The following is a 13,058-nucleotide window of genomic DNA, read 5'->3' as shown; positions in this document are numbered from 1 at the left end:
GTTCACCCCTTGCGCAGCCAGCTGCCGAGGGCGCCGAACAGGCCGCCGCCGCGCTGTGCCTGCGCGGCCGTGTCGGCGGCCAGCTCCGCGAACTCCGAGGGCACGCCGTCCGGCGCGGCGTGTGCCGACGACGCGATCTGCCCGAGGTTCTCGAACAGGTAGCGGCGCGGCTCCACGCGGTGGCCCAGCGTCTGCTGCGCCCGCTGCACCGCGCGCAGCACCAGCAGCGAGTCGCCGCCCAGGTCGAAGAAGTTGTCGCTGGCGCGGATGTCGTGCACGTCGATGCCGATCACGTCGGCCCAGATCAGCGCGAGCTGCGCATGCGCCGGGTCGAGCAGGCCTTGCCTGGCCTGCCGCGCATCGCCGTTGGTGCCGCCGGTGCCGTTGCCGTTGGCGCCCTTGCCGCTATCTTCGGCGGCCAGCTTGCGCAGGTAGGCCGCGCTGGTCGAGCCTTCGGTGCTGGCGATTTCGGCGAGCGTGGCGTTCGGGTCGGCGGCCACGCGGCGCAGCACTTCGAGGTAGCGCTCGCGCAGCTGGGCGCCGGTCTCGCGCAGGTACACGTCGGCGTTGTAGATGAGCGCGCCTTCCAGGCCGTGCGGCTTGTCCATGAGCCACACGCCGATGTCATCGGTGGCGCCGTGCTGCATCACGTGCATCTGCCGCGTCTGCAGGCTGCCGACGGAGCGTGCGCGTTCGCGGGCGTCCTGGAACGAGAACATCGCCTGGTAGGGCCCCGAGGTCTTGATCTGCCCCGCATAGCCCGGCTCGGCCATCAGGCGCTCGAACGGCACCTGCTGGTTGTTCATCATCGACAGCAGCTCCTGCTTCACGTAGCGCATGAAGGCGGGCAGCGGCAGCGCCGTGTCGATTGCCAGCGACACCGGCAGCACGTTGTTGAAGAAGCCCATGACGTCTTCCGTCTCGGCCTGCTGGCGTCCGCGCACCGGGTTGGCGATGACGATGGTCTCGTTGCCCGTGACCTGCGCCATGGTCAGCGCGTACACGCCGAACGTGAGCATGCTGAGCGTGACGTCCATGTCGCGCGCAATTTCGCGCAGCCGCTGCGTGCTCTGCAGGTCGATGTGGACCCAGTGCGCGCCGCCCTGGCCGCTCTTGCCGGCGCGGCGCGGCATGTCGGTCTTCGGCGGGCGCACGGCCCTGGCGCCTTCGAGCCGCCCGCGCCAGAACGCGAGCTGCTCTTCGCAGGCCGGCTCGGTCAGCCACTTCTCCAGCCACTCGGCGTAGTCGCCGTGGGTGGTGGCCAGCGGCGGCAGGTTGTGCGGGCGGCCGCGCTCGGCGGCGTCGTAGAACGCGGCCAGCTCGCGCTGCATCAGGTCGAAAGACCAGCCGTCCCAGATCAGGTGGTGCGGCACGAACAGGAAGACGTGCTCGTTGTCGTCCACCTGGAACAGCGTGGTGTGCATCATCGGCGCGCTGTGGATGTCGATGGGCCGGTCCGACAGCTCCTGCATGCGTTCGGCCAGCTCGGCTTCGCGCTGGTCCGCGGGCAGGCCGCGCAGGTCGACCCGCGGCAAGGAAAATTCCACAGACTCCGCGATCAGTTGCACCGGCTTGCCACTCTCCGCATCGATGCCCATGCGGGTGCGTAGCGAGGGCTGGCGGCGGATCATTTCGCGCAGCGCGCCTTCGAAACGCGCCGCGTCGAGCTGCCCCGTCAGGCGCTGCGCCGAGGGCGCGTTGTAGACCGAGCGGCCCGGATGCAGCTGCTCCATGAAGCGGATGCGTTCCTGCGACAGCGTGAGCGGCGCGCTGCGGCGCCCGGGGTGGCAGGCAATGGGTGCCTGCAGGCCGACGCCCGCGCCCTGCAGTGCCTGCACCGCCGCGGCCAGCTTCTCGGCCGTGGGCGCCTCGAACAGCGTGCGCAGCGGCAGCGTGACCTGGAACTCGCGGCTCAGCAGCGTGGTGAGCCGCGCGGCCAGCAGCGAGTGGCCGCCCATGGTGAAGAAGTTGTCGTGCATGTCCAGGCCCGGCAGGCTGAGCACCTTTTCCATCACCGCGAGCACCTTGCGCTCGTGCGCGTTGCGCGGGCCGGCGCCGCGCCGCACCTCGTTGCGTGCCACGGCCTGCGGCGGCGGCAGCGAAACGCGGTCGATCTTGCCGTTGGCCAGCGTGGGCAGCGCATCGAGCGTGACCACGTGCTGCGGCAGCATGAAGGCCGGCAGGTGCTTGCGCAGGTGCACCATCAGCGCGTCGAGGTCGAAGCCGACGCCCGGCGTCAGCGCCAGGTAGGCCACCAGGCGCACGTCGCCGGGGTTGTCTTCGCGGGCCACCACCACGCTGCGCGAAACGCCGGCCACCTCGCAGCAGCGGACTTCGATTTCGCCGGGCTCGATGCGGTAGCCGCGCACCTTCACCTGGAAGTCGAGCCTGCCCAGGTGGTCGAGCAGCCCGTCGTTGCGCCAGCGGCCGCGGTCGCCGGTGCGGTACACCTTCTTCGCGGTGCCGAAGATGCGCACCGTGACGAAGCGCTCGGCGGTCAGTTCGGGGCGGTCGAGGTAGCCCAGCGAGACGCCCTCGCCGGCGATGCAGATTTCGCCCGGCACGCCGATGGGGCAGGGCTGCAACTCGGCATCGAGGATCCAGATCTCGGTGTTGTCGACGGGCCTGCCGATCGACACGCCGCGCGACGCGATCTCTTCGGGGCGAACGTGCCAGGCCGTCGAATACACGGTGGTCTCGGTCGGCCCGTAGCCGTTCCACAGGCCTTCCATGCGCTCGCACAGCGCCAGCGCCATGCTCGGGCGCAGCGCTTCGCCGCCGGTCCAGCCTCGGAAACCGGGCGTGCCGCCGGCCCACTGGGCATCGAGCAGCAGTTGCCACATGCCGGGCGTGGCCTGCAGCAGCGTGATCTTTTCTTCTTCGAGCGCTTTCGACAGGCGGTTGCCGTCCATCGCTACGTCGCGCTGCACCATCACCAGCTCGGCGCCCGCCGCCAGCGGTAGCAGCAGGTCGGGCACGGCCATGTCGAACGACAGCGTGGTCACGGCGGCGATGCGGTCGGCCGGGCCAATGCCCGATTCGCGCTGCATCCACTGCAGCAGGTAGGCCACGCCCCGGTGGTGCGCGACCACGCCCTTGGGCAGGCCGGTCGAGCCGGAGGTGTAGATGACGTAGGCGGCGTCTTCGGACTGCGGGTCGTCGGCGCTCGGCGGCAGGGCGTCGCCCGACAGCTGGCGCCAGGCGGTGTCGCGGTCGATCTCGAAGATGCGCAGGCCCGCGTCGGCGCGCCAGTCGCGCGGCGCCACCGCGATGTCCGACGTGGTGAGCATCAGGCTGAGGCTGGCATCGGTCGCGTAGTGGTCCAGCCGCGCCTGCGGGAATGAAATGTCGAGCGGCACATAGGCCGCGCCCGCCTTGAGGATGCCCAGCATGGCGAGGACCATTTCGAAGCTGCGCTCCAGGCACAGCCCCACGCGCTGGCCGCGGCCCACGCCGCGCGCGCGCAATGCACGCGCCAGCCGGTTGGACAGCGCATCGAGTTCGCCGAAGCTGCAGCTGCGCGCGCCGTCGCGCACCGCCGGGTGGTTCGGTTGCAGCGGCACGCGGGCCAGGAAGCCGGCATGCGCCAGCGGCGCGCCAACCAGCGGCACGCGCGCAGGCTGCAACGCCAGCAGCGAGTGGGCGGCATCGGCCGACAGCACTTCGAGCCGGCCGACGGTTTCGTCGGGCTTGTGCGAGGCCGACTGCAGCACGCACGCGAACATGTCGAGCCAGCGCTGCACGCTGACCTCGTCGAACAGGTCGGTGTTGTATTGCGCCTCGATCTGCAGGCCGCCGTCGAGCGGGCGCAGGTTCACGAACAGCTCGAAGTTCTCGTAGCGGCGTGCGATGGTGTCCTGCACCACGTCGAGGGTGGTGAAGGCCTGCGCGCTGCTCGCCACGTCGGGGTCGACGTTGAAGGCCACGCTCACCAGCGGCAGCCGGCTCGGGTCGCGCTCCAGCGAGAGCTGGTTGAGCAGCGCGCCATAGGTCAGGGCCTGGTGGTCGAAGGCGTCGAGCACGGCGGTGCTGCATTCGTCCATCAGCGCGTCGAAGCGCATGGCGGCATTCGCGGCCAGGCGCAGCGGCAGCAGGTTCACGCAGTGGCCGACCAGGCCGGGCATGTCGTGTGCCAGTTGGCCCGATGCCGGAATGCCGACGACGATGTCTTCATGGCCCGTGAGGCGATGCAGCGTTGCCACGAAGCCGCTGAGCAGGCCCGTGAACAGGCTGGCGCCGGCCTTGGTGCTCGTGCTGCGCACGGCCGCGACCAGGCGCTTGTCGAGCAGGCGCTCGGCGCGGCGCGAATTGAAGGTGCGAACGGCGGGGCGCGGGCGGTCCAGCGGCAGGTCGAGCACCGGCAGCACGTTGTCCGAAAAGCGGCTCAGCCAGTAGTCGATGTGCGGCTGCATGTCGGCGCTGACGGCGGCGGCGGCTTCCTCGGCGGCGAAGTCCGCGAACAGCGGCGCGGCCTTGAGCTTCAGGCCGATGCCGGTTTCTTCCGCGTAGAGGTGGCCCAGCTGCTCGGTGATGACCGCCCACGACCAGCCGTCGCACACCACGTGGTGTGCCGACATGACGAGTTCGTGTTCGGCATCGCCCAGGCGGTACAGCGCGGCGCGGAACAGCGGGCCATGTTCGAGCGAGAAGGGCGTGCACACCGCTTCTTCGTGGGCTGCGCGCAGTGCCTGCGCGCGGGCTTGCGCTTCCAGCTCGCCCAGGTCTTGCTGCACCAGCGAGAACTCGCCCGGCGGGCTGACCAGCATGAAGGTGCCGTCCGGCGAAATGGTGGCGCGCAGCGCCTGGTGGCGCTCCAGCAGGCGTGCGGTGGCGCGCGCCATGGCCTTGCCGTCCAGCGCGCCGCGCAGCCGCAGCACGACCGATTCGTTGTAGGCCATCGAGGCTTCGGTGCTCAGGGTGGCGCCGAGCCAGACTTCGCGCTGCGATTCCGTCGTCGGAATGATGCAATCGATGAGGCCACCGCTGGCGGTGGGCTTGAGGACGGCGTTCATGCTGCGGCCTTTCCATTGATGAGGTGGGAGTGGGGGGCGGTGGCGTCGGGCACGAACCAGACCGGCTGGCCGTCGGCGTCGCGCGCCAGCACGCTGCCGTCCTCGACGGGCTTGCTGCGCACGTCGAAGCGGGTGGGCGCGGGAGCGCGGCGCGGCAGGAAGCCCGATTCCTGCATCTCGGCCACCGAGGCCTTGAAGGCCTGCTGGATGAAGGCGATGTCTTCGGCGCTGTGCGCGCTCGTGAGGAAGCACGGGAAGTTGTCCAGGATGTGCACGCCGCGGCTGCGCATCATGGCGAACAGCAGGTCTTGCAGCGGGTGGTCTTCGAGCCAGCTCACGCGCCACAGCGAGGCGAAGTGGCGGATCTCGATGGGCGCGCCGACCTCCTTGCACCAGGCCGAAAGCTCCCCGGCCATGGCGGCGGTGCTGGTCGTGAGCCCGGCCTGCAGCGCGGGCCCGGACTCCTTCAGGTGCGTGAGCGAGGCCTTGGCCGCGGCCAGCGCCAGCGGATGGCGCACGAAGGTGCCGGCGAAGTAGGTCACGCCCACGCCGGGAATCGAGTCGTCGCCGTACTGCCAGGCGCCGCCGTCCAGCGCATCCATGAATTCGCGCTTGCCGGCGATCACGCCGACCGGAAAGCCGCCGCCGATGACCTTGCCGTAGGTGGCGAGGTCGGCGCGCACGCCGAACAGTTCCTGGGCGCCGCCCAGCGCGGTGCGAAAGCCGGTGATGACCTCGTCGAAGATCAGGCAGCAGCCGCTCTTGCGCGTGATGTCGCGCACTTCGTGCAGGAACTCGCGCGGCTGGAAGCCGGGGCGGCGGCTTTGCACCGGCTCGGCCAGCACGGCGGCCAGGTCGTCGGCGTTTTCGCGGATGAACGCCAGCGCCTCGGGCGTGCCGTAGTCGAGCACGCGGATGTCGCCGAACATGCCGCTCATGACGCCCGGCGCGGCCGACAAACCCTTGCCGCCCCGGCCGGCGCGCACCAGCACTTCGTCGAAGGTGCCGTGGTAAGAGCCGGTGAACACCACCACCGTGCTGCGGCCGGTGACGGTGCGCGCAATGCGCAGCGCGGCCATTACCGCTTCGGACCCGGTGTTGCACAGGCCCGCGCGGTCGCTTCCGGTGAGCTCGCAGATCAGCGCCGTGACCTCGGCCGCCAATGGGTGCTGCGGGCCGATTTCGTAGCCGTCGTCCAGTTGCTTGCGCACGGCGTCCTGCACGAAGTCGGGCTGCCAGCCGAACATGTTCATGCCGAAGCCGTTGAGCGCATCGACGTATTCGTTGCCGTCGAGGTCCCACATCTTCGAGCCCTTGGAACGCTCGATGACGATCTGGTAAGTGATCTCTTTCGTGATCGGCCGGAAGCCGTTGACCACGCGCGGGTCGGCCATGTGGGCGCGGTTGGCCTCGGTGAACTGCTTGCTCTTTTGCGTGCGCTCCACGTAGCGCCGCACGAACGCGGCGAGCCGGGCCTTCTGCCGGCCGCTGGGCTCGGCGGTGCGCTGGGTGTGGATGCGGGCGATGGCGCCGAAGGCCTTGTTGACGTCGTAGCGCACGGGTTGCGCGGGTTCTTCGGCGGGAGCGGTGGGCGTTGCAATGGCTGCGGCCGGCGCGGGCGTGGGCACGGGCTGGGCGGGCATGGCCTGCTGCGCCACGGGCGGTGCGGCCTGCATGGAGCCCGACAGCAACGCGAGTTGCTGGCGCATCAATTCCATTTGCTGCGCAACCAGTTGAGAGAGTTGCGTATCGCCTGGAATGCCGCCTTGCATCGGCATGTAGACGGGCGCGGCCTGTTGCGGCAGGGCTTGCGAGACGGCAACCGCGCTTTGCACAGGTGCCTCCACGGCAATCGGCGCGGGCGCTGCCGCTTCAGGCGGCAGGCTTTCCTGCAGGAAGGCCGAGAGCGCATCGAAGCTGCGGTAGTTTTCCATCAGCTGGCGGAAGCTGAGGTTGACCTTGAAGTGCTTCTTGATCTGCGTGGCCGCCTGCGTCAGCGTGAGCGAGTCCAGGCCCAGTTCGCCGAACGGCGCCGATCCTTCGGCCTGTGCCATGTCGAGGCCGGAGATGTCTTCGAACAGCGTGCGCAGGCGCGGGCCCACGGACGATGCGGCAGAAGATGGAGGAGGAAGGGGCGAGGGCGTTGCTGCTGTCACGGTCGGCTCCATGCGAAGGGGTGGAACGAAGGGCGTGGGGGCCGCGACGGCGGCGCTGGCGGGCGCGGTCGCGGTCGCGGTCGAGGCGAGGGGAATGGCGGGCAGGGCGGCGGGTTGCCCCGTGGGCGCGGCGATGTCGACCCAGAAGCGCTTGCGCTCGAACGGCGTGGTGGGCAGGCGCACACGCTGGGCGCCGGCGCGCACCGACAGGCGCGACAGCTCGACCTCGGCGCCGCAGGTCCACAGGCGGCCGAGTGCCAGGCGCAGGGTTCGGGTTTCATCGGCCGGGCTGGCCGGTTCCGCGTGCAGCAGCGACACCACGCCGCCGGCACTGTGCTGGCGCACCAGCGTGGCGAGCGTGTTGCGCGGGCCCGATTCGACGAACAGCGGGTTGGCCAGTTGCGCCATCGCGCAGCGCACGGCCGACGAAAAGCGCACTGTGCCGCGCAGGTGCCGGGCCCAGTAGGCCGGGCTGGTGGCTTCGTCGTCTTCGAGAAGCTGGCCGGTCAGCGTCGAATAGATGGGGGTCAGCGGTGCGCGCAGCGTCACCTTGCCGACCAGCGCCTCGAAGGGCGCGACGGCCGCATCCATCATGGCGGAGTGGAAGGCGTGCGAGGTCTGCAGCGTGCGGCTGGCAATGCCGTCGGCTTCCAGTGCCGACTGCAGCGCCGCGATGGCATCGAAGGGGCCGGCGGCAACGCAGGCCGTGGGGCCGTTCTCGGCGGCCAATGACAGTTGAGGGTCGAGCCGCTCGATCCGCTCGAGCAGTTCGGCCGCGCCCAGGCGCACCGACAGCATCGCGCCGGCCGGCTGGGCCTGCATGAGCGCGCCGCGGCGGGCCACGAGCCGCGCGGCGTCTTCGAGCCGCATCACACCCGCGAGCACGGCGGCGACGAATTCGCCGACGCTGTGGCCTATGAACGCTTGTGGCCGTGCGCCCAGTGCCAGCAGCCGCCGTGCCAGCGCATATTCGATCGTGAACATCGCCGGCTGCGTGGCGGCCGTGGGCGCCAGCGATTGCGCATCGTCGGAGAACATGCGCTCGCGCAGGTCGAAATCGGTCGCGCCTTCGAAGGCCGCCATGCAGTCGTCGAAAGCGGCGGCGAACACCGCGTCGTTCGCATGCAGGTGCCGGCCCATGCCGGCGTACTGCGCGCCCTGGCCGGGGAACATCAGCACGAGTTGCGGCGCGCGCGAGCCGGTGCGGCCGCTGACGCGGTGGGGCGAGTCGGCGTTGCGCAGGGCCGCGATGGCTTCGTCCGTGTTGTGGCTGCCGGCCACCACGACGCGGCGGAAGGCGTGGGCCTTGCGGCCGACCGCGAGGGTGTGGGCCACGTCGGCCAGCGCCAGTTCGGGGTGCGCTTCAAGGTGCGCCGCGAGCTGCTCGGTGGCCAGTGCCAGCGCGGCTTCGGAGCGCGCCGACAGCGGCAGCAACTGGTCGCCCGTTGCCGGCGGCGAGGCCGGCCGCGGCGGCGCCTCTTCGACGATGACGTGCGCATTGGTGCCCCCGACGCCGAAGGAGCTGACGCCTGCGCGGCGCGGCAGGTCGGCGCGCGGCCACGGTTGCAGGCTGGCGCTGACGTTGAAGGGCGTGCGCGCAAAGTCGATGGACGGGTTGGGCGCGTTGAAGTGCGCGGTCGGCGGCAGCTGCTCGTGGTGCAGCGCCAGCGCCGTCTTGATGAGGCCGGCCGCGCCCGCCGCCGTGACCATGTGGCCCACGTTGCTCTTGAGCGAGCCGAGCGTGCAGTAGCCCAGCGCGTCGGTGTGCTCGGCATAGGCCACGGCCAGTGCCTCGACCTCGATCGGGTCGCCCATCGGCGTGGCGGTGCCGTGCGCCTCGACGTACGAGATGCTGCGCGCATCGACACCGGCCGCCGCCAGCGCCGCGCGAATTACCGCGGCCTGGCCGTCGACGCTGGGCGCGGTGAAGCTGGCCTTGGCGCCGCCGTCGTTGTTCACGCAGGCGCTGCGCAGCACGGCGTAGATGGTGTCGCCGTCGGCCTGCGCGTCGGCCAGCCGCTTGAGCAGCACCACGGCCGCGCCATCGCTGAAGACCGTGCCCTGCGCCCTGGCATCGAAGCTGCGCGTGCGGCCGTCGGGCGAGAGCATCGAGCCCTCGTTGTAGAGGTAGCCGCTGCGCGGCGGGCAGGTGACCGAGGCGCCGCCCGCCAGCGCCATGTGGCACTGGCCGGTGCGCAGCGCGTGGAAGGCCTGGGCCACGGCCACCAGCGAGGTCGAGCAGGCGGTGTGCACGCTGACGGCCGGACCCGTCAGGTTGAGCCGGTTCGCCACCCGCGTGGTGATGTAGTCCTTCTCGTTGGCCAGCATCACCTGGAACTCGCCGACCGGCTCCACCAGGTCGGGCCGCGTGCTCACGTGGCGCTGGAAGTAGCTGGCGTTGTACATGCCGGCGTACACGCCGACCGGGCCCGGCGCGGCGTCGGGCACGTAGCCGGCGCGCTCCAGGCATTCCCAGCAGATCTCCAGGAACACGCGCTGCTGCGGGTCCATCAGCTGTGCTTCCTTCGGGCCGATGCCGAAGAAGGCGGCGTCGAAGTTCTCGATGCCGTCGATCACGCCGCGTGCGCGCACGTAGGCCGGGTCGCTGCGCAGCGCTTCGCTGACGCCGGCGTCGAGCGTGGCGTCGTCGAAGAAGCTGATGGTGTCGCGGCCGGCGACAAGGTTGTCCCAGAACTGCTCGACATCGGCCGCGCCGGGGAAGCGCCCGGCGGTGCCGATCAGGGCGATGGCGTCATCGTTGCCGCGGGCATCACGGGCATCTGTGCCCGGCTGCGCCGCGAGAGAGGTGGCCGCTGCGGTCGAACGTTCTTTGGAACCGGCCGCAGCGGCCGTGGCGGGCTGATCGTCCGCCGGCTGCATCCGCGCACCCATTGCTTTTGGCGTGGGATTGCGGAAAAAAAGATTGGTCGACAACGGCAGGCCGGTGCCGTGCTGCAACTCGGCCAGCACCTGCAGCACCAGCAGCGAATCGCCGCCGAGGTCGAAGAAGTTGTCGTGGCGCCCGACCTTGTCGATGCGCAATGCGCGCGCGAAGGCGTCGCACACCTGCTGTTCGATGGCGTCGTGCGCTTCCTCGAAAGGCTGCGCGAGTTCGGGGCGCTCGCCGGCCGGCTCGGGCAGCGCCTTGCGGTCGAGCTTGCCGTTGGGCGTGACGGGGAGCTGCGCGAGCCACACCTGCGCGGTCGGCACCAGCGCGGCGGGAAGGCGGGCGCTGAGGTGGGCACGCAGGGCGTCCCACGCGACTTTTTCCGAATCCGAACGCGCGACCAGGTAGGCCACCAGGCGAAGCTGGCCGCGTTCATCGGGCCGCGCGACCACGGCGCACGACTGGATGGCGGGGTGCGCGAGGATGGCCGCCTCGACCTCGCCGGTCTCGATGCGGTGGCCGTGGATCTTGACCTGCCCGTCGCGCCGCCCGATGAATTCGATCGTGCCGTCGGGCAGCCAGCGCGCGAGGTCGCCGGTGCGGTAGAGCCGGTCGTCGGGGCCGCCGAAGGGATCGGGCACGAAGCGTTCGGCGGTCAGCGCGGGTTGGTGCAGGTAGCCGCGCGCCAGCCCGTGGCCGCCGATGCACAACTCGCCCACGAAGCCGCACGGCAGCAGCGCCATCGACGGGCTGAGCACGCGCAGCACGGTGTCCTTGATCGGGCGGCCGAGCGGCACCGACCGCAGGCCGGCCGGCAACGGAGACGGAATGCGGTGCGTGGCCGCGAAGGTGGTGCATTCGGTCGGGCCGTAGCCGTTGCTCAGCGCCAGGCCGGGCAGCGCCGCCTGCGCGCGTTGCACGTGCGGCACCGACAGGGCTTCGCCGCCGGTGATGAGGTGGCGCAGGCCCGACAGGTGCGCCGGGTCGTCGTCGACCACGGCGTTGAAGAGCGCGGCCGTGAGCCAGGCGGTGTGCACGTCGTGCCGTGCGATGGTGCGCGCCAGGCCGGCACCGGTGGGCACGCGTTCGTCGTGGATCACGCAGCGCCCGCCGTTCAGCAGCGGGCCCCAGATTTCGAGCGTGGCCGCGTCGAAGGCCAGCGGCGCCGCATGCAGCACGGCGAGGCCGGGCGCGAGCGCCACGTAGTCGACGCCGACGACCAGCCGCAGGATGGCGCGGTGGCAGATCTCGATGCCCTTGGGCGTGCCGGTCGAGCCCGAGGTGTACATGACGTACGCCACCGATTCGGCATCGATGGCGGGCTCATTCCAAGCACTGCGATCCTTGTTGTCAAAGGCATCGTCGAACAAGAATTCGGCTTGCGCGGCGGGCACGAGGTGCCGGTGCGCCGGCGTCGTGACCACATGACGAACGCGCGCCTCTTCGAGCATGTAGGCGATGCGCTCGGCCGGAAAGTCGATGGGCACCGGCACGTAGGCGGCGCCGGCCTTCAGGATGCCGAGTTGCGCCACCACGGCGGCCACGGAACGGTCGAGCAGCAGGCCGACGCTGTCGCCGGCGCGCACGCCCGCGTCTTGCAGGCTGTGCGCGAGCTGGGCGGATTGCCGGCCGAGTTCGCCATAGGTCATTGCGTCGTCGCCGTGCACGAGGGCAATGGCATCGGGCGAAGCCGCTGCCTGGCGGCTGAACATGCCGGTCACGGTGAGCGCGTGGTCCACCGGCGCGGGTGCGGTGTTCCAGGTGGCCAGCTGCGCATCGAGGTCGGCGGCGGGCAGGGTGCGGATGTCGTTCAACGCCGCGTCGGGCCGGTCCAGCAGGTCGGCGGCCGTGTCTGCGAGGGCTGTGAGCAGCTGTTCGAGCGATGCCGCGTCCATCAGGCTCGCGGCGGCATCCATATGAAGACGCAATGGCGCGTCGGGCGCGATGGTGCCGCTCAGCCACAGCCTTGCGGGGGCGTCCGCTTCGGCCGGGCCCACGTCGTCGCGCAGCCAGAGCGAGGCGGGCACCTCGGTGCGCGAAGTTTCGGCGGCCCAGGGGGCGGCACGGCGGCTGGCGTCCAGTTCGGCCAGCCATGCGCCGGCCGTTTTCGTGGCATCGAACGCGACGGTGACGGTGGCGCGCTTTGCTTCATGCAGTGCGGGCCACAGCGGCCCGAGCCAGCGCGATTGAAGCAGCAGCCATGCGCCTGCGAAAAGGGTGTCGGGCAACTGGCCGTTGGCTGCGAGGCTTTCTACCTGCCGTTGCGCGAGGCGCGCGTCGAGCGTCAGCGAGCCGGCGTGGCGGCCCGTCGGCGCCTGCGGGCCGGAGCGCGGCACGAACAGGTCGCCAAGGCGCATGTCGGGCGCGCCGTGGAGTGCCTGCGAAACAGTTTGAATTTCCATGTAAACACCCGGAAATCAAATAACATTGGATTAATTGAATGCACGGAAATACCGCCCAGACAATTGGCGTTCTGAAACGGATTCGTTTTCATTTGTTGACCAGATACTAGGATGTTTGGGGCGGCGAAAGTGAGGCCTTTAGGCCCAAGTTACATCTGGATAAAGTTATTTCTAAAACGTACTACCCGAACTGTCACGTTCGAGGTAACTGATGCGCCATCGGACCGAAAGAAGCGGGCACGGCGGGCGCTTCCGGCACCCGGACAGCGCCGCCAAGGCGGGGTACTCAAGGGGATGGGCGGGGCGTCTTCCCCGTGCGGGGCGGTGCCGATCGTTCTGTGCACATAACTGGATTCGCATGGCCGTCTTCCCCGGGAGTCATGCGAAAAACGCGCGGACCCGGCGTTCGACAAATGAATCAACTGACGGCGGGCCGCTGTTATTAATTCATCGAGTCTGTAACCGGATAAAAAACATCTGTACAAAAACAGAAAACAAATAAAACTCGAAGGAATATCCGCGCAATGCGAAATCAATTCTTTCGAGGATCAAAAGATGCTTGGCGACATCCTATTACCCGATGTAGTTATGAAGCGTTGCA

The 13,058-nt window shown here is 69.8% G+C and carries 2 protein-coding genes; both read right to left on the bottom strand.

Annotated features, from left to right (window positions below):
• Positions 1 to 2 precede the first annotated feature (2 nt).
• Positions 3 to 5,012 carry a non-ribosomal peptide synthetase gene (locus DBV14_RS30870; protein WP_124465367.1) on the bottom strand — a complete coding sequence of 1,670 codons (5,010 nt, stop codon included), beginning with the start codon at positions 5,010 to 5,012 and terminating at the stop codon, positions 3 to 5.
• Positions 5,009 to 12,457: a polyketide synthase gene (locus DBV14_RS30865; RefSeq protein WP_124465365.1), complete on the bottom strand. Its 7,449-nt coding sequence runs from the start codon at positions 12,455 to 12,457 to the stop codon at positions 5,009 to 5,011. Before DBV14_RS30865 ends, DBV14_RS30870 begins: the two co-directional genes overlap by 4 nt.
• Positions 12,458 to 13,058: the final 601 nt, after the last annotated feature.

This window comes from Variovorax sp. KBW07, from assembly GCF_003852515.1.
GTDB lineage: Bacteria > Pseudomonadota > Gammaproteobacteria > Burkholderiales > Burkholderiaceae_C > Variovorax.
This window is presented reverse-complemented; position numbering and strand designations above follow the sequence as displayed.

What these genes read in the sequence shown, in the direction of transcription:
- DBV14_RS30870 (WP_124465367.1), bottom strand. Translation starts at nt 5,012, where the DNA reads ATGAACGCCGTCCTCAAGCCCACCGCCAGCGGTGGCCTCATCGATTGC.
- DBV14_RS30865 (WP_124465365.1), bottom strand. Translation starts at nt 12,457, where the DNA reads ATGGAAATTCAAACTGTTTCGCAGGCACTCCACGGCGCGCCCGACATG.